The organism is Amycolatopsis sp. GA6-003, assembly GCF_046267895.1.
Lineage (GTDB): Bacteria > Actinomycetota > Actinomycetes > Mycobacteriales > Pseudonocardiaceae > Amycolatopsis.
The window spans coordinates 7,311,993-7,330,418 of sequence record NZ_CP176499.1 but is presented as its reverse complement, the minus strand read 5'-3'; the positions used below and the strand labels follow the sequence as shown (position 1 = coordinate 7,330,418).

Annotated in this window: 15 protein-coding genes; 9 read left to right on the top strand and 6 right to left on the bottom strand. The window is 69.3% G+C overall.

Annotation, left to right across the window (positions count from 1 at the left end; genetic code table 11):
* Positions 1–15: 15 nt before the first annotated feature.
* The 6 genes from F9C12_RS33250 to F9C12_RS33225 all read left to right on the top strand — a co-directional run bounded on the left by F9C12_RS33250 (position 16) and on the right by F9C12_RS33225 (position 7,602).
* On the top strand, positions 16–1,197 hold the full coding sequence (locus F9C12_RS33250; protein WP_409185700.1) for an SPFH domain-containing protein: 1,182 nt from the start codon (positions 16–18) through the stop codon (positions 1,195–1,197).
* A 25-nt stretch (positions 1,198–1,222) separates the two neighbouring features.
* A complete protein-coding gene (locus F9C12_RS33245) occupies positions 1,223–2,356 on the top strand; it encodes a hypothetical protein (protein WP_409185699.1) in 1,134 nt (377 codons plus the stop codon).
* Positions 2,357–2,531: 175 nt separating this feature from the next.
* Positions 2,532–3,629: a methyltransferase gene (locus F9C12_RS33240; protein ID WP_409463006.1), complete on the top strand. Its 1,098-nt coding sequence runs from the start codon at positions 2,532–2,534 to the stop codon at positions 3,627–3,629.
* 63 nt (positions 3,630–3,692) lie between these two features.
* Positions 3,693–4,961 (top strand): sensor histidine kinase, encoded by a 1,269-nt coding sequence (locus F9C12_RS33235; RefSeq protein WP_409463005.1) that lies wholly within the window; start codon positions 3,693–3,695, stop codon positions 4,959–4,961.
* Between the two features lie 215 nt (positions 4,962–5,176).
* On the top strand, positions 5,177–5,551 hold the full coding sequence (locus tag F9C12_RS33230) for a helix-turn-helix domain-containing protein (protein WP_409185696.1): 375 nt from the start codon (positions 5,177–5,179) through the stop codon (positions 5,549–5,551).
* Between the two features lie 128 nt (positions 5,552–5,679).
* The gene (locus tag F9C12_RS33225) at positions 5,680–7,602 is read left to right on the top strand and encodes an NB-ARC domain-containing protein (RefSeq protein WP_409463004.1); all 1,923 of its coding nucleotides are present in this window, start codon (positions 5,680–5,682) and stop codon (positions 7,600–7,602) included.
* 221 nt (positions 7,603–7,823) lie between these two features.
* Here F9C12_RS33225 and F9C12_RS33220 read toward each other — a convergent pair whose 3' ends face one another.
* Positions 7,824–9,044: a hypothetical protein gene (locus F9C12_RS33220; RefSeq protein WP_409463003.1), complete on the bottom strand. Its 1,221-nt coding sequence runs from the start codon at positions 9,042–9,044 to the stop codon at positions 7,824–7,826.
* A 191-nt stretch (positions 9,045–9,235) separates the two neighbouring features.
* On the opposite strand from F9C12_RS33220, the gene F9C12_RS33215 reads away from it, so the two are divergent.
* Positions 9,236–12,223, top strand: coding sequence for an AfsR/SARP family transcriptional regulator (locus F9C12_RS33215; protein WP_409463002.1), 2,988 nt, complete (start codon positions 9,236–9,238; stop codon positions 12,221–12,223).
* Positions 12,224–12,533: 310 nt separating this feature from the next.
* Here the strand turns inward: F9C12_RS33215 and F9C12_RS33210 are convergent, their stop codons facing one another.
* From F9C12_RS33210 to F9C12_RS33190, 5 genes are read right to left on the bottom strand one after another with little or no spacing between them, the layout of a single operon-like run.
* The gene (locus F9C12_RS33210; RefSeq protein ID WP_409463001.1) at positions 12,534–12,731 is read right to left on the bottom strand and encodes a ferredoxin; all 198 of its coding nucleotides are present in this window, start codon (positions 12,729–12,731) and stop codon (positions 12,534–12,536) included.
* A complete protein-coding gene (locus F9C12_RS33205) occupies positions 12,728–13,825 on the bottom strand; it encodes an NADH-ubiquinone oxidoreductase-F iron-sulfur binding region domain-containing protein (protein WP_409467117.1) in 1,098 nt (365 codons plus the stop codon). Before F9C12_RS33205 ends, F9C12_RS33210 begins: the two co-directional genes overlap by 4 nt.
* A 12-nt stretch (positions 13,826–13,837) precedes the next feature.
* Positions 13,838–14,401, bottom strand: a complete 564-nt coding sequence (locus F9C12_RS33200) for a ferric reductase-like transmembrane domain-containing protein (RefSeq protein ID WP_409185691.1) — start codon at positions 14,399–14,401, stop codon at positions 13,838–13,840.
* The gene (locus tag F9C12_RS33195) at positions 14,398–15,315 is read right to left on the bottom strand and encodes an FAD:protein FMN transferase (protein WP_409463000.1); all 918 of its coding nucleotides are present in this window, start codon (positions 15,313–15,315) and stop codon (positions 14,398–14,400) included. The genes F9C12_RS33200 and F9C12_RS33195 overlap by 4 nt, the downstream gene beginning before the upstream one ends.
* On the bottom strand, positions 15,312–15,545 hold the full coding sequence (locus tag F9C12_RS33190; RefSeq protein ID WP_409462999.1) for a hypothetical protein: 234 nt from the start codon (positions 15,543–15,545) through the stop codon (positions 15,312–15,314). The genes F9C12_RS33195 and F9C12_RS33190 overlap by 4 nt, the downstream gene beginning before the upstream one ends.
* Positions 15,546–15,649: 104 nt before the next feature.
* Here F9C12_RS33190 and F9C12_RS33185 point away from each other — a divergent pair, with 104 nt between their 5' ends.
* On the top strand, positions 15,650–16,738 hold the full coding sequence (locus tag F9C12_RS33185; protein ID WP_409462998.1) for a glycosyltransferase: 1,089 nt from the start codon (positions 15,650–15,652) through the stop codon (positions 16,736–16,738).
* Between the two features lie 156 nt (positions 16,739–16,894).
* Entirely contained in the window at positions 16,895–18,343 is a 1,449-nt protein-coding gene (argG, locus tag F9C12_RS33180) for an argininosuccinate synthase (RefSeq protein WP_409185687.1), read from the top strand.
* The last annotated feature ends 83 nt before the right edge of the window (positions 18,344–18,426 follow it).

The window sequence follows — 18,426 nt, the reverse complement described above, 5'->3', positions numbered from 1 at the left end:
GACGAGGGGTCAGACGTGGGCATCTTCGACAAGATCCGCGGCGAGTTCATCGACATCATCGAGTGGACCGACGACAGCCGGGACACCATCGTGTGGCGCTTCCCGCGCTACGACAACGAGATCAAGATGGGCGCCAAGCTCACCGTCCGCGAATCGCAGGCCGCGGTGTTCGTCAACGAGGGCCAGGTCGCGGACGCCTACCCGCCCGGCATGTACACGCTGCAGACGCAGAACATGCCGATCATGTCCACCCTCAAGGGCTGGAAGTACGGCTTCAACTCGCCGTTCAAGGCCGAGGTGTACTTCGTCAACACGCGGCAGTTCACCGACCTCAAATGGGGCACGCAGAACCCGGTGATCCTGCGCGACGCCGAATTCGGCATGGTCCGGCTGCGCGCGTTCGGCGGCTACGCGGTCCGCGTGGTCGAACCGGTCGCGCTGCTGAAGGAACTGGCCGGCACCGACCCGCAGTTCCGCACCGAAGAGGTGTCGGACTACCTGCGCAGCATGGTGATCAGCAAGCTCGGGCCCGCGATCGCGGCCGCCCAGGTGCCGATGCTCGACCTGGTCACCCAGCAGGAGCAGATCTCCGGCAAGATCGCGAACGCGCTGAACCTCGAACTGCGCGAGGTCGGCATCGAGATCTCGAAGTTCCTGATCGAGAACATCTCGGTGCCGCCCGAGGTCGAGGCCGCGATGGACAAGCGGACCCAGATGGGCGTGGTCGGCGACCTCGACCAGTACACGAAGTTCCAGTCCGCGAACGCGATCGAGGCGGCGGCGAACAACCAGGGCGGCGCGGGCGAGGGGCTGGGCATCGGCCTCGGCATGGCGCTCGGCCAGCGCGCGGCCGGACCGCAGCAGCCCGCCCCGCAGCAGTATCAGCAACAGGCTCCCCAGCAATACCAGCAGCCGCAATACCAGCAGCAGTCCGCGCCGCAGCAGCAATACCAGCAGCAGGGCCCGCCGCAGATGCCGCCGCCGCTGCCGCAGAGCGAGCAGTGGTTCATCGGCTCGAACGGCCAGCAGCTCGGCCCGTTCGACCGCGCCGGCCTCGGCCAGCAGATCTCCTCGGGCACGCTCGCGCGGGACACGCTGGTGTGGAAGGCGGGCATGGCGCAGTGGACGCCGGCCGCGCAGGTGCCGGAGGTGTCGGCGCTGTTCGGCGCGACCCCGCCGCCGCTGCCGCCGTCCTGAGCCGCGTCGACCTTCTGGGGGACCCATGACCGACCCACGTTCCCAGCAGAGCGGCGTGGCCAACACGACGTATCCGTGCGGCGGCTGCGGCGCGCGGCTGGAGTTCGCGCCGGGCACCACGGCGATGCAGTGCCCGTACTGCGGGTTCCGGCAGGAAATCGCCGCGGGCGACCGGCAGATCCGCGAGATCCCGTTCGCCGAGCTGGCGAACCTGGCACGCAAGCCGGTGGGGTCGATCGGCAAGTACGTCTTCGTGTGCCAGCGGTGCGCGGCGAGGACGGAGACCAACGAGACCGCCAGCATGTGCCAGTTCTGCGGCGCGCCGCTGGTGATCGACCCGGGCGCGTCCGGGCAGCTGGTGCCGGAGGGCGTGCTGCCGTTCGCGTTCGACCGTTCCGCGGTGAGCACGCATCTGAAGAAGTGGACGTCTTCGCGCTGGTTCGCGCCGACCGCGCTGAAGAAGGTCACCACCGCGGAGTCCACGAAGAGCACGTACATCCCGCACTGGACGTATGACTCGCAGACCGTCTCGGTGTACACCGGCGCGCGCGGCGAGTACTACTACGTCACCGAGACCTACTACGACAACGGCGAGCGCAAGACGCGTCAGGTGCGGCATACCCGCTGGTACCCGGCGCGCGGGCAGGTCGCGCGGAACTTCGACGACGTCCTGGTTCCGGCGAGCACCCAGCTGCCGCTGCCGGAGCTGGACAAACTCGCGCCGTGGCCGCTGCTCGACTCCGCGCCGTACCAGCCGGAGTTCCTCTCCGGGCATTTCGCGCTGCGGTACGACATCGAGCCGGAAAACGGCTTCGAAGAGGCGAAGAACCGGATGGCCCCGGTCATCGCCGACGACTGCAAGAACGACATCGGCGGCGACACGCAACGGCTGAATTCGGTCGATACGCAGCACAACAACGTGACCTTCAAATTGATGTTGCTTCCGGTGTGGGTCGCGACTTATGTGTATGCCGGGAAGAACTGGCAGATCCTGGTCAACGGCCGCACCGGCGAAATCCACGGCCAGCGCCCGTGGAGCAAGGTCAAGATCGCCATCGCGGTGGTGCTCGCGCTGATCGTGGTCGCGGTGATCGTCTATCTCGTCGCGACGAAGGGGCACAGCACCGGCACTACGCACCATTCCGTTACGCACCACTGAGTTTTCCCGAAGGAGGTGAGGTGCCGTGCTGATGGGCATGGTTCTCGGCGACCGCCGCTCCCGCGTTTCGCGGGAGCACGCGGGTTCGCCGCTGTCTTGACCGGCGGGAATCCCTGCCTGCTCTTCGCGAAGCGTCGACGGCTGACTGGCCCTTCGACCCTTCCCGGGAGCATTCATGTCCACCGTTCAGTGGACCGAAAACGGAATCACCCGCACCGCCCGCTGGCATTCCGAGAACGGAACTCCGCCGCCGGGCCGCATCGTCGTCGTCGATGACCGGCTGAGGCCTGCCGCCGCTTTGCGGTTCGCACGCGCTGGCACCGGAATGCTGTGGCGCGGCGATTTTCCCAACGCCCGGCAGCTCGTGCGCGCCATGGACCGCCGGATTCCGCGACCGCCAGGCTCCTTTCCCGAGATGCGCGCGGCTCGGGCTCGACGCGCGATTCTGCTGGGAAAAGTCCTGGTCTTCGTGGAAAGCGACCATTCGCTGCACCTCCGGAGAGCCCCCGACATCCGAGCCGCCTGTGAGCACGCGTTCGGCGGTATCCCCGGCACGCTGCTCTCGTTGCGTGAGCTGCTCGGTGCCCTGAGCGCTTATCAATGGCATCAGAAAGGCATCTATCTCAAGGCTTTGGACGCGCGGATCTTTCCGTCGTACAGCGTGTTCGCGCCGACCCGCAGCGAGTACCTCGATCTCGTCGCGCGGGAACCGTTGCCCGGCAAAGGGTCTCCGGTCGTCTTCGATCTCGGCACCGGTACCGGCGTGCTCGCCGCGCTCCTCGCCCGGCGCGGTGCCGCCGAGGTGGTGGCGACCGACCTCAACCCGCGCGCGGTGCGCTGTGCCCAGGACAACCTGCGCCGGCTCGGCCTGACTGATCGGGTCCAGGTCCTCGAAGCCGACCTGTGGCCTTCCGGCCGGGCTGACCTGGTCGTCTGCAATCCGCCCTGGCTGCCCGGAAACCCGGCGTCGGCGCTGGAACTCGGGATCTACGACGCCTCGTCCGCCATGCTGAACCGGTTCCTCGCTGGTCTGCGCGAGCATCTGACGCCGCACGGCGAAGGCTGGCTGATCCTGTCGGACCTGGCCGAACATCTCGGCCTGCGGACCCGCGCCGAACTGCTCGCGCGGATCTCCGCCGCCGGACTCGAGGTCGCCGGACGTCGCGAAACCACGCCAAGGCACCGGCGCGCCACGGACAGTGCCGATCCGCTGCACCCCCAGCGTTCCCGCGAACGGACGACGCTGTGGCGGCTGACCATGTCCAGAGCGTGACCCGGCGTTTCCACACTGGACTACACCAATCGAATATCCTCGCCGAAGACACGGGGAGGGACGATGCCCGGACCGGGTTTTGCCGTACCACGCGGGGAATTCGTGCGGACGCTGCTGCATCGCGGCAGCCCGCCGGAGCGGCCGGACACCGGCGGGGACCTCGCCGCGGTCGGCGACGCGACGCTGGCGCGGGCCGCGCGGTACTGGGTCGTCGTGCCGGTCGCCTACCGGATCGCCGCGTTCGTGAAGGTGTTCATCGGGTTCGCCGCGGCCAACGGCAGCGTCGGGTTGTTCCCGGTGCTGCCCGCGGCCGCGCTGGGCGTCGCCGCGAACGCCGGGTTCCTGTGGTGGCTGCTGCGCTCCGGCGGCCTGCCCGCGCGGCGCACGCGGCGGGTGCTCACCGCGGACCTCGGCGCGGGGCTCGTGCTGAACCTGCTGACCGCGGTGCTCGCGCCGGACGCGGTGCAGCCGTTCGCGATCGACGTCACCTGGACGTGGCTGGTCGGCTCGGTGGCGATGTGGGCCGGGACGTCCGGACTGCCCGCGGCGCTGCTGCTGCTCGCCGCGGCCGTCCCGGTGCGCGTGCTGCTGACCGTGGCCGGCGGGCTGCGGCCGGACGACCCGCTCGCGCTCAGCCGGTCGATCGGCTGCCTGGTCGCGCTGGCCGTGGCGATCGTGGTCGCGTGCGGGATCCTGGTGCTGCTGGGCGTCGGCACCCGGTTCGCGCTCGACATCGGCCTGCGCCGCGGGCAGGAAGCCGAACGCAAGCGCACCCAGCGGCTGCTGCACGACAGCGTGCTGCAAACCCTGGAAGCACTCGCCATCGCCCCGGCCGACGACGCCGACCACGCCGCCGAACGGCTGGCCCAGCTGCGCTCGGTCGCCCACGCCGAGGCGGCCGAACTCCGCCGGAGCATCACCGAGCCGGTCGAACCGCGCAAGGGACGCGGTTTCGTGGTCGAACTGGCCGACGTCGCCGCCGAAATGGCCCGCGAAGGCCTGCGCACCCAGCTCGTGGCCGCCGACTTCGCCGACGACGACCGCCTTTCCGCCGACCGGCGCACGGCACTGTGCGAAGCGGTGCGGGAGGCATTGCGCAACACGGTGAAACACGCCGGGACGAGCCGCGTCGTGCTCCGGGTGGAGGAACGCGACGGCGGAACGGCGGTAGTCGCCCGAGACCAGGGCCGCGGCTTCGACGTGCGCGAACGGGGTCCGGGATTCGGCATCCGGCAGTCGATCGAAGCCCGGCTGGCGGAGGTCGGAGGCACCGGACAGGTGGAATCGACGCCCGGGCACGGCACCCGGGTGACCCTGTGGGTGCCGCACTGAGCGGGCCGCGGATTTTCCCCGGATCGAGGGGAATCGATGCGCTTTCCGAAGCCGCCTGCCCGAGTTGGCTGAATATTCAATTCGGCAAGCCCGCTTGGTGTCGCCATTTGCGGACAAAGAACCTCGCGCGCATGCACCCCGTTCGTAGGTTCACACTCCGGCTCCGCGACGCCGATAATGGAGGGTCTCGCACGCCCAGTGGTGGGAGCGCTTGCATGGACACGCCGGACGACGCGCGCACGAATCGGATCGAGCGGAATCGCCGCATGCTCGAATCCTGGCGGGCGGGCGCGTCGATCACCGAGATAGCCAGGGAACACGGCCTGTCCCTGAGCTGGACCGGACGGCTGCTGCGCCAGGAAGGCGCGGTGCTGCCGGAAATCCGCCAAGGCGTGCGCCGCGAACTCGACGTGCCGAGGATAGTCCGCGAGTACGAGTCGGGGTCCACTATTCAGAGCATCGCGGACGCGCATCAGGCGTCCTATGGCACTATCCGTCGTTTGCTGCTGCGGGAAAAGGTGACGATCCGCCCGCATGGCGGCCAGAACGCTCTCGATCGGCGCAAGCCCGGTGACGCACCGCGGCATTGATCATCACATCGGGAGGGTGATTCCCGACTCGTTCAGGTTTCTTTTACCGCCCGCAGCAGGTAGGGAGGAATAATCGGGGGTGCGGAATGAGTGAAGCGCGGCCAGGGGCAGCGACGTCAGACAGACCAGTGCGCGCACCGGTCCAGCTGCCGCCCGCACCGACCGTGCTGCTCGGCCGCGGCCCGGAACTGGCCCAGCTGGACGAAATCCGGCTCCGCCGCGACCCCGCCCCGTCCGTCGTCGTGCTCACCGGCGTCGGCGGAATCGGCAAAACGGCGCTCGCCCTGCACTGGCTGCACACCCACCGCGACCGGTTCCCCGACGGCATCCTCTGCGCGAGATTTTCCGCCGAGGGCACCGAAACCACGGAGCCCGCGAGCGCGGTACTGCACGGTTTCCTTGCCGCGCTGGGCATTCCCGCCGACGACATCCCGGCCTCGCTCGCCCAGCGAGCCGCCGAATTCCGTGCGGTGACGGCGGATCGCCGGTTCGCCCTGCTGCTCGACGACGTCGTGCACAGCGCCGACGCCCGTGCCGTGCTGCCGTCCAGCGCGCACGCGTTCGTGCTCGTCACGAGCCGGTCCCAGCTGACCAGCCTCGCGCTGGACGGCGCGGAAATCCTTCCGCTCAGCCCGCTTCCGGACCGGCCTGCCCGCGAAGTGCTCGCCCGCCGCTCCGGGCAGCGGCAGTTCAGCCCGGAGGACGCGGAAAACCTGCTGACCGCGTGCGCCGGTCTCCCGCTGGCGCTCACCATCACCGGAGCGAGGCTGCGCGTCCGGCCGAGACGGAACCCGGACCAGGAGGCCCGGCGCGGCCGGCGCTTCGGCGGTTTCACTGGTTTGGCAACGGTTTTCGACGCCGCCTACGCCACGCTCGACGATTCGGCGGCCCGGCTCTACCGGACGTGCGGCATCCTGCCCGGTCCGCACCACGCGGTCGACGCGCTCGCCGAAACCCTGCAGAGTTCGCCCGCCCACCTGGACGACGCCGTCGACGAACTGATCGAAGCCAACCTCCTGCACGAACTGGAGGACGAAACCGTGGCACAGCACGACGTCGTCCGCCACGACGCCCGCGTGCGCGCGGAACGCCAGGACGCCGAGGCCGACCGGCGTTATCTCGTTCACCGGTACACCCGCTGGTATCGCGACCAGACCGTCACCGCGAGCGCCCTCATCCACCCGTTCCGGCCGAGCTTCGCGTCCGAAACCGTTGCGGCGACGGAATCTTTCGCCGACCGCGACCACGCGGTGACCTGGTGGCGCCGGGACCGATCGGTGATCAACGCGGTCGCGAAAGCCGCCGAGGCACACGGCTGGGACGAGGAACTGTGGCAGCTCGCCGAAGCGTCGTGGGGATTCTTCCTGCACCACCGGGATTACGAATCGTTCCTCGAACTGTGCACGGCGGGGATCGCGGCCGCGCGGCGGTGCCAGCTGCCGCTGGTGGAGGCCCGGATGCACAGCCAGGCCGGGTACGTGCACGAGCGGCTGCGGCGCTTCGAGCAGGCCGCCGCCCATCACGCCGCCGCACTCGAGATCGGCGAGCGGGAACAGCACGGACCGACCCAGGCCACCGCGCTTTCCCGGATGGCCAGGGACGCACGCGCCCGAGGCCACGTTGAAGCCGCGCTGGAGTTGTACGAGCGCAGCGCCGAGAAACACGCCGAAATCGGCAGACCGCGCGGAGTCGCCATGGCCCGGCGCCGGCGCGGTGACCTGCTGGCCGCCTTGGGCCGAGAGGACGACGCGGTGCGCGAGCTGACCGAAGCGGCCGCCATCATGGAGGAAGCGGGCGACGCGAGCCAGCTCGCGCGCACTGTCATCTCGCTCGCCGCGATCCACGCCCGGCGCGGCGACTACCACCGCGCGCACGCCGAACTGGTGAGTGCACTCGAGGGGGTGGAACGGCTTCAGTCACCGCATTTCCAGGCCGAAGTCCTCACTGCGCTCGCCGGGCTCGAACGCGGCCACGGCGACGAGGCAAGCGCCGAGCGCCGTCTCGAGGAAGCACGCCTCCTCAGCCGCGACTCCGCCGAGCCGCCGCACTGACCACACCGTCCCGCCGGACCAGCGCACTGCCGCGGCGATCGCACCGGGCCACGCCGAGATCAGGTCATCGGCATCGCCAGCGATCGCGGCCCTGGCGCGGGACCGGACCACGACATCCGCGCTGGCCGCCCAGCGGGGAGCGGCCAGCCCGACATCCGCGACCAGCACCGGCACCGCGCGGCGGCCGGGCAACGCGAGCCGGACGCGCGCGACCCCGGTGCTCACGCCTTCCGCCCAGGCAGCGGCTGGGGCAGGGCCGGCGACGGCGGATACGCCGGCGCGCTCGGTTCGGACAACTGCAGCAGCCGGTACATCGCCGACCGCAAGATCCCGGCCGAGCAGTCGATCCTCCCGCTGACGACCGGCAACACCGCCGCGGCGAGCCTCGGCGCCGCGGCGATCGCGGCTTTCTCCTGGGGTTCGAACGGCTGGTCCAGAACCAGCGGTTTCGCGTGCGCCCGCACCGCCTCCGCGACACTGCCGGCCTGCGGTCGCCCGTCCGGCATCGACGCGAGCGTCACCGGCCGCCCCATGGCCGCCGCGTAGCCCGTGGTCGAGCCGTGGTCGCCGATCACCCAGTCAGCCGCGATCATCGTCGCCTGCCACCCCTGTTCGGGCGGGATCACCCGCAGACCCGCTTCCTGGCACCGGCCGAGCCACGCCACGACCTGACGCCGCCCGTGGACCGCCCAGATATTCGGATGCAACACCGCCGCCACCGCGTAGCGGTCTCGCGGAAGCCCGGCCATGATCGCCTCGTACATCGCCGGCATCCGGCCGAACACCGAATCAGTGAACCAGGTCGAACTCACTACCACCAGCCGCCGCGAGCCGACGCCCAGCGCTCGCCGGTACTGGTCGCGCCGCCCGCTCGCCGCCCGCATCCCGTCCAGGCAGAGGTCTCCGGCCACGACCGCGACGGGCAGCGCCTCCGGACACCGCTCGCGCAGCACCTCGACCTCGGCATCAGTACCGAGACCCAGCACCGAGGGAAGCACGCGCCCGCGAAACGTGAGCGACTGCCGCTCGATCGCGGTCGTCGCGACGGTCGCCCCGCCCGCCTGCCTGCTGAACCGGCGCCCCGGCACCCGCCCGCCCCCGTGCCCGATCACAAGCAGCGGCCCCCGCACTTGGTCGATCTGCTGATCGGACGCGGCCAGCACCAGATCGAACCGGTGCGCCACCGCCTGCTCCCAGGGCAGCACCAGCCCGTGCTGCGCCCGCACGTACTCCTCGGCCCCGGCCCACCGGTCGACGCTGTGCGGCACGGTGAACATCACCTGCACCCGCAGATCCCGTTCGAGCAGCGAGATCAGCTCGACCAGCCGCGTCCCCGCCGTCACGGTCGGGACGACCGCCAGCACGGTCCGGCACCCCGGCCGCGTCACCCGCGTCGCGGCGTCGAGACCGATCGGACCGCGTACCCACACCTCGTGCGCCATCTTCATCCCCTCCGTCCGGAAACCGACGAACCGAGGCTGCGGCGCGGTCCTGACCGAGGACTTCCCGCCGCTGGACACAAAGCGGACCGAAACCGGACAAGACAATTCCCTCCGATGATCGTTGTCCCGCAACGGTCGCCGATTCGCCGGATCAATGCGAAACTGGGCAATCGACGAGGGAGGGGCGTCGAATGGACTTCGCCTACGGAATTCTCGGGCAGACTGCGGTGCGGATGCACGGGAAGATGAATGAGCAATGGGGGCGGCGGCAAAGCCGGAATATTCTCGGAATCCTGCTCACTTGGCCGGGCCAGCGCTTTTCCGACGACACCCTGATCTCCTGGCTCTGGGACGACGACCTGCCCGGAAACCCCCAAGACGCCCTGTACAAGGCAGTCCACCGGCTGCGGCCCGCACTGGACGAAGCGGACGTGCCCGTCTCGGTCATCCGGTCCGGCGACGGCTATCTGGCCGATCTCGACGAGAGTCTCGTGGATGTCGCCGCGTTCCGGGAAATAATGCGAAATGCGCACTTGGCGGAGCGTTCCGACGATCATGAAACGGCGTATGAATCAGCCGCGGCCGCCCTTTCCTTATGGCGCGACGAACCACTGGCGGGCCTCCGCACCGAACGCGCGGACAATTGGCGCGAGGACAGAATAAAGTCCATGTTGCTTCCCGCGCGAGAATTCCTGACGAGCCAATTGCTGGCGCTCGGCCGTCCCGACGAGGCCGCGGGATGGATGCAGGAGCTGACCCCCGACCACGCCGGCCGCCTGGCCTTCGTCAAGCTCCAGATCCAGATCTACTACGCGCTCGGGCAGTCCGAGCAGGCCCTGACCCACTACCTCGACGCGCACCGGCGCTTCCACGAGGCCGCGGACGACACCGCCGCGGCCTTGCTGCGCACCTTCCACGACAAGGTCCGGGACAGCTACGAAAACCCGCCCGCGGTCACCCGGCCCGCTGCTGCCCCGGTGCGCCGGGCCGTGCCGCCGTCTCATCCGCTCCCCCGCGACCTCCGCGGGTTCATCAGCCGCACCCGCGCACTGGACACGCTGGACCAGTGGCTCCGGCCGGACTCGCCGACCCGCTCGCCCGCCGTCGTGCTCAGCGGCCCGCCCGGCATCGGGAAGACGAGCCTCGCGGTCCACTGGGCGCACCGGGCCGCGAACTGGTTCCCGGACGGAACGATCTACCTGGACCTGCACGGCTTCGGCCCGGCCCCGCGGCTCGAACCGTCCGACATAGTCGACCGCCTGCTCCCCGAGTTCGGCTACCCGGTCGACCACGTGGTGGACCCGGCGGCCAGGGCCGCGGTGCTGCACCAGCAGCTGACCGACCGCTCCGTGCTGGTGATCCTCGACGACGCGGAGAACTCCGAGCACGTCGACCAGTTGCTGAACGTGCTGTCCGCCTGTTCGGTGATCGTCACGTCGCGCCGCCGCCTCAGCGCGCTGGTCCGCAGGCACGAACTCGCCGAACTCAGCCTCGACCGGCTCGACGACCACGATTCGCTGGAGCTGTTCGTCCGGCGCTTGCGCGGCCGCGGAGAACGGGAACCCGACGCGGCGCGCCGGATCGCCCATCTCTGCGACGGCTTGCCGCTCGCGCTCACCCTCGTCGCCGAGAGCGCCGCGCGCCGGCCGGGACTGAGCCTCGGCACGATGCTCGACCAGCTGCGAGACCCGGAGATGCTCCTGAGCATTGGCGACGACGGCGACGACCAAAGCCTGCGCGCGGTGTTCTCTTCGTCGTATCGCATGCTCGAACCTCCGAGCCAGGCCATTTTCCGGCTCTTCGGCCACCATCCCGGCGCGGAGATCCACGTCGACACCCTGCTGTCCGCGGCCGGGCGTCCCGCCGCGGAAACCCGGCGGGCACTGGAAACCCTGGTCGCCTTGCACTTGATCGACCAGCCCGGCGACACCGACCGCTACCGGATCGTCTCCATTTTCCACCGGTACGCCCGGACGCTGAGCGACCAGGACCACGACTCGCGGCCGTTGCGGCGCTTGCTGTCGCATTACTACTGCACCGCGCACCACGCGCACCGGATGGCACACCCGCACCGCGACCGCCCGCCGCGACCGGATCCGGAACCCGGCATCCGCCCGACCGAGTTCAGGACGCCGGACGCCGCGACGCGATGGTTCTTGCTTGAGCGTACAAATATCGTCGCACTAACCGCTCTGGCCCTGAAGCATCGTCATTTCGAAATAGCCTGCATGCTGCCCCATCTGATTGCCGATACCCTTGATAAATTCGGTTTTTACGACGAAATGAGCACCGGTTTCGCCATTGCGGCACGGGCCGCACGGGCGAACCACGATCCGCACGCGGAAGCCTCTACCTTGAACGACCTCGGCGAACTCAATCTCACGCTCAGCAATCACAAAACGGCCGAACAAGCTCTGACGCGAGCACGGGAGCTCGCCACGGCCGACGGATCGCCCGTCGGGGTGTTGACAATCAACATCAACTTCGCACAGCTGTACCGGCACACCGGATGCCCCGCCGAAGCGATCGCGCTGTTCCGCCGCTGCATCACGCACGCGCAGCGCAACCGCGACCTGGTCCGCGAGGCGAAGGCGGAGCAGTATCTCGGCGAGACCCTCGCCGAACTCGACCAGTACGAAAAGGCGCTGCCGCACTACCATCGCGCACTCCACCTGCGTGCGCTCACCGGCGACCCCGCCGGTCAAGCCACGACCTACACGACGCTGGCGGAACTCCATCTCCGCGAGGAACAATTCGCCGTCGCACACCGGCATTGCCAGCTGGCACAAGCGCAGATCGCCGGCGACCTCACCGCCACGATGCGGCTGCGCACCGTACAAGCCCGACTGGCGGCGGCCGAACGGGACGACCGGGCTGCTCTGCGGTTGTCACAGGAAGCGGTCGAACTGGCCGAGCGGGCGCACAACGCGACTGGCCAGGCTCGGGCGCTGGAGGCATTCGCCGAAATCCTCTACGCACGCGGGAATCATGAAGACGCTGTCGACGCGTGGAGACGCGCCGCGGCCTTTTACCGGGGTCGAGGCAAAGACGCCAAGGCCGACCGCGTCGAAGAACGGCTGGCGGCGGCTCAGGATCCGCATGCGATTCCGCAAGCCAGGGGCGGCGAAAGCACTGTCGCCATGCCCGCGCCGCGGAGGTCCTCCATCACGAATGGGTGAATCACTTCCAGCTACTGGATGAATCCCCCGTCCTGCGAGAGGATTCGCTCCGCTGGGTTGTCATCAAGTGCAGACAACGACTCTCAGTAGAGTCCCTGACTCCGAGTTTCGTTCCGCACGATAGCTTGGCGTTGCAACATCCATGTTACTGGCCGGGAGCCCGGCCAGTCTCGCTTTGAGGAGCAATTGTTGATGCACTTCGCGTCGTCCTACGCCGAGTATGCCCCGTGGATCGCAGCTGCCGCGGGAATGATTTCGGCGTGGTGGCGCTGCTGAATCACGGCTGAATCCGGCGTTGGCGCTGCAACAACTACGATTTCCGTAACCGCAACGCCAGCGCCGGACAAGCCCCGGCCGCCCTTCGGGCCTCGGGCAGCAATGGCGGCGGAACCGCTTCCCCGCGCACCACCGGATAACCCCATTCGTCCAGCGTGATCAGTTCCGGCAGGACCTCCGCGCACAACCCGTGTCCCCGGCATGCGATCGGGTCGACCGTCAGGCGGTTCATGCCGCACCTGCCGTGGTTCGGCACGCGCCTGCTGCCAGGTGGGCTTGGACGTCGGAGGCGAAGACTCGCAGGGCGCTCGCGGCCAGGCGGACCGCTCCGTCCGGGTGGGCGCACGCGCCCCGTCCACTGAGGAGCGGGAGGCGGCGGGCGAGGCGGGCCGTCGCGTTCCGGCCGGACAGCAGGTCGGTGAAGTCCGCGGCGATGGCCGGGAGTCCGAACATGCACGGTCCACATTGGCGGGCCGATTCTCCTGCCAGGGCATAGAGAATATTCCGGGTCAGTTCTATGCCGCACTGAGATTCTGGGAGCAAGTGCAGCGAGGACAGGCCCGGTTCGCGACCGAGAGGCAAGGGCTCGGCCAGGGAGCGCGGCATCCAGGTGCCGCCGTAGCCGCCGATCAGGATTGTTTGTGCGGTACCGGATCCACCGGCTCGGGCGAGGATCGCGGAGATCGGGGTGTCCGCCGGGACTTCCAGTACGCCGGGGCGGGCGACGGCTCCGGTGACGGTGACCAGATCGGTGTGCACAAAACGGTCCGCGCCGGTTCGGGCGACGAGCGCGAATCGGGCCAGGGTTTCGACATTTTGGACCAAAGTGGGGCGTCCGCGCAGGCCGCGTTCGGTGGGGCGCGGGGATTTGCCGGTCGGGCGGGCGTCGCCGGTGCCCAGGAAATGCACTAGCGCGGTTTCTTCGCTGGCGACGTACCGGTGCGGGACCACAACGACCTCTACCGGAACGGCGTCTCGGCGTTCGGCTAGAGCGGCGATTACGCTTCGGTTTTCCTCGTGCAGGCAGAGGTAGGCCGCCGTAGCGCCGCAGGCTCGAGTGGCGACCTGGATTCCGTCCAGTACCAGGTGCGGAGCGAGGTCAAGCAGAGCACGGTCCTTGCTGCTGAAGGGATCGCTCTCGCAGCCGTTGGCGACCACAATGGACCGTCCTGGTGCGACAGAGCGCAGTTTCGTCGCGGCGGGGAAGCCAGCTCCTCCGCGGCCGCGGATACCGGCGACGTCGATCTCGCGGAGCAGTACGGTACGGTCCCGGACAGGAAGTCCACCGTGGATAGACAGGTGGGCGGCAAGGTTGTTGCGGTGCAAAGGAAGCAAGAGTCACCTCCGAAGTGGAGAGAGGCGGCGCGCCTCGGTGTCGGGGCTGGTACTGCCGAAACGCACGCTCGCGGCGGCCAGGACAGCGATAAGGCACGCGATATCGAGCGAGATGAGCAGCGGGCGCGCACTGTCGGACGCGACGAGACCGACGCTGTGCGCGAGCGCAACAGGCCAGCACAGATAGGCGAGCCAATGCACCGCGCGCCAGAGTCGCGGCGGAATGCGGGTTCGCAGCAGGCTCGTCACCACAATGGCGAGTAGCAAATCTACCGCTACCGCACCGATTCCGCTCCAGAACGGCTCGTAACCCGAGATAAACGGGACGACGACGGAGAGCCAGCCGAGGTCCACATAGCCGTCGACGACGGCGAAGACGATGTGTGCGCCCAAGAAGACGAGACTGACCAGCGCCAGGTTCCGATGCAGGTCCGCGAGAGCGAAGCGCGGCCAGCGGCGGGGCGAAAACCGGGCAGAGTTTAGGAAACCGAGTACCACGACAGCCGTCGAGAAGACCAGCGCGACGATTCCGGTGGCCCGGCTGAAATACCACAGCGCGGAACTCACGATGCGTGCTCCCGGCGTTCCGCGGGCCAACCAGCCGTCGTCCGGACCGCACCGCGCGAGGTCACCAGGCGCGCGGGCAATCCTCGCGAATTCAGCCAGTCCAACGCTGCCACGCCGAGTACGACCGAGGCGGTGCTCGCCGTGTTGGCGTCCACACAGGACTTCGCGGCTACCGAAACCGTTCGCCAGCAGGGATCCGCCGGTTCGCCCGTGCGCGGGTCGACAATGTGGTGCACCACGCGTCCGCCACGCCGCCAGGTCCGCCGCGCGACGCCGGACGTTGCCAAACCGCCGCCGGTGAGCGTGATCGTCGTATCGGCGGCGTCGGTGTGGTCGTCACCGAGCGCGATTCGCCAACCACCTGCCGGTGCCGCACCCGCAACCGCGAGATCGCCGCCGAGGTTCACCAGCACACCGCAGCCGGTGCGGTGGGCGATTTCGGCGGCAGTCTGGTCCGCGGCCAGCGCTTTCGCGGTCGCGCCGAGGTCCAGCATTACCCCGCGCGGCAGCACGACAATCCGGCGGGCCGGTTCGAACAGCACCCAATGCGAGCCGGGCGCGGGGACTGGTGCCGCGGCGGGTCCGTCAGTGATCTCGGCGAAGTCGCGGTCGTAACCAAGCGCTGCCATCGACGCGCCGACCGTCGGATCGACCAGGCCACCGCTCAGCCACGAGGCGCGCAACGCGGCCGACAATGCGTCGGCCAGCAACGGGCTCACCTCCACTTCCCGGCCCGCCGCACGGTGGAGTGCCGAAGTCTCCGAGTCTGTCCGGAATCGGCTGCATGCCCGGTCGAGTTCGGCGAGCCGCGTCCGCAGCAACTCGGTCGCCGGGCCGAGCGCGGCTTCCTCGGTGACGAGCACCCGCGCGGTCGTGCCGAGCGCGGGAAAAGCCGCCGAATACGGCCCGGTCACGACGCGCCCGATCCGGTGTGCGCGTGCCCGGAGCCGGAGCCGGGGTTCTCGGCGGGTGCCCGCAGCTGGTCCTGGCCCGAGCTGGTCGACGGCGAAGCGGCCGCCGTCAGCCCGTATCCGATGCCGCCCGCTGCCGCGACTCCGAGCACCGCCGCCACCGCCGTGACGACCGCGGTCCGGTGCCGCCCACGTGCCCGTTCCTCTTGCCGTTTCCTGATGTCCGGGTCCATGCCGGGTGTCCTCTCCGGTGGTGGGAACACCCAGTCTCAGCCGCGAATCTATGAGCCCGCTGGGAACGACCTGTCAGTTTGCTGCCAGTCACTACACTCCGCGCATGAGCACGGTCCTCGCGTGGGCGACGCTGGCGGTGTGGGCCGGACTCGCGTTGTGCCACAGCTGGTTCTGGCGCACCGACCAACGGCTGCCCGAGCTGATCCGGCCGGAGCGCTGGCCGTCCGTCGCCATCGTGGTACCCGCTCGCGACGAGGCGGACCTGCTTCCGCAAACCCTCCCCACGCTGCTCGGCCAGACCTACCCCGGCGACGCGCGCGTCGTCCTCGTAGACGACGGCAGCAGCGACGGAACCGCGGAAGTCGCCCGGTCGCTGACTGTCCCCCATGGACTCCCGCTCACCGTCACCAGCCCCGGCGAACCACCGGACGGCTGGACCGGGAAACTCTGGGCCGTCGCGCACGGCGTCCGCGAGGCAGGCGACGTCGACTTCTTTCTGTTGACAGACGCTGATATCTCACACAGCCCCGACTCGCTGGAAAGTCTCGTCGCCGCTTCCACCAGCGGCCGGGACCTGGTATCTCAGATGGCCGTTCTGCGCACCGCAACATTCTGGGAGCGGCTGATCGTGCCCGCTTTCGTCTACTTCTTCGCGATGCTTTACCCGTTCCGCCGCGTGAACTCCGCCCGCTGGCGCACCGCCGCCGCAGCAGGAGGTTGTGTACTCGTCCGCCGCTCAGCGCTTGAACGCGCCGGCGGAATCGCCGCGATCCGCGGTGCGGTCATCGACGACGTCGCGCTGGCCCGCGCGGTCGCGTCCGCGGGCGGCCGGATTTGGCTGGGTTACGCGTCGAAGGTCTGGAGCGTCCGGCCGTATCCCCGGCTCGCGGACCTGTGGCAGATGGTGGCCCGCAGCGCCTACACCCAGCTCCGGCACTCGCCGCTGCTGCTGGCCGGGACCGTCGTCGGCATGAGCGCCGTTTTCCTCGCCCCGCCCGTGCTGGCCTTGACCGGCTCGTGGCAGGCCGCCGCGGCGTGGCTGCTGATGGCGGCGACATTCGTCCCGGTCGCGCGGTATTACCGGCAACCCCTGGTCGCGGGGCTGCTGCTGCCGTTCACCGCGGCGCTCTACACCCTGATGACGATCGACTCCGCCCGCCGCCGGACCGGCTGGAAGGGCCGCACGTACTGACGGAGGAGCTGAACGAGACGGCTCATCCCCCAGCCCCGGCATGCCACGGCGTGGTCGCGGAGGCAAGAGCGGCGAAAGACCTGGACAACCGCACGGAGAGCGAGTTCACACCACCCGGGGATGCACGTTCATACATCGTCATGCATAATCATTCCTATGTCCAAGGTGCTCACTTCCCTTCCCGTCGGCGAGCGGGTCGGCATCGCGTTCTCCGGCGGCCTCGACACGTCCGTGGCGGTGGCGTGGATGCGCGACAAGGGTGCGGTTCCGTGCACCTACACCGCCGACATCGGCCAGTACGACGAACCCGACATCGCGTCCGTCCCCGGCCGTGCGCACGCCTACGGGGCGGAGCTCGCGCGGCTGGTCGACTGCAAGGAAGCCCTCGTCGAGGAAGGGCTCGCCGCGCTGACCTGCGGTGCGTTCCACATCCGCACCGGCGGCCGGGCCTACTTCAACACCACCCCGCTCGGCCGCGCGGTCACCGGCACCCTGCTGGTGCGCGCGATGCTGGAGGACGACGTCCAGATCTGGGGCGACGGCTCCACCTACAAGGGCAACGACATCGAGCGCTTCTACCGCTACGGCCTGCTGGCCAACCCGGGCCTGCGGATCTACAAGCCGTGGCTCGACGCGGCGTTCGTCGGCGAGCTCGGCGGCCGCAAGGAGATGTCGGAGTGGCTGCAGGCGCACAACCTGCCCTACCGCGACAGCACCGAAAAGGCCTACTCCACCGACGCGAACATCTGGGGCGCCACGCACGAGGCGAAGTCGCTCGAGCACCTGGACACCGGCATCGAGATCGTCGAGCCGATCATGGGCGTGCGGTTCTGGGACCCGGAAGTCGAGATCGCGCCCGAGGACGTGACCATCGGCTTCGAACAGGGCCGTCCGGTGACGATCAACGGCAAGGAGTTCGGCACCGCGGTCGAGCTGGTCCTGGAGGCCAACGCGATCGGCGGGCGGCACGGGCTCGGCATGTCCGACCAGATCGAGAACCGGATCATCGAGGCCAAGAGCCGCGGCATCTACGAGGCCCCGGGCATGGCGCTGCTGCACGCGGCGTACGAGCGGCTGGTCAACGCGGTGCACAACGAGGACACCATCGCCAGCTACCACAACGAGGGCCGGCGCCTGGGCAGGCTGATGTACGAGGGCCGCTGGCTGGACCCGCAGGCGATGATGCTGCGCGAATCGCTGCAGCGCTGGGTCGGCACCGCGATCACCGGCGAGGTCACGCTGCGGCTGCGGCGCGGCGAGGACTACTCGATCCTCGACACGTCCGGCCCGGCGTTCAGCTACCACCCGGACAAGCTGTCGATGGAGCGCACCGAGGACTCCGCGTTCGGCCCGGTCGACCGGATCGGCCAGCTGACCATGCGGAACCTCGACATCGCCGACTCGCGCGCCAAGCTGGAGCAGTACGCGAGCCTCGGCATGGTCGGCGGCACCTCGCACCCGAAGCTGATCGGCGCCGCGCAGGCGGCCGCGACCGGCCTGATCGGCGCGATGCCCGAGGGCGGGGCCGAGACGATCGCGTCCCGCGGCCGGACCGACGACGTCGAACTGCTCGACCGCGCCGCGATGGAATCCGGCACGGACTGAGGCTTTTCCCCCGCGGATGCCCGCGTCGGCTCACCGGCGCGGGCATCCCCTCTATACCAGCGACCGGACCCCGCTAACGTCTC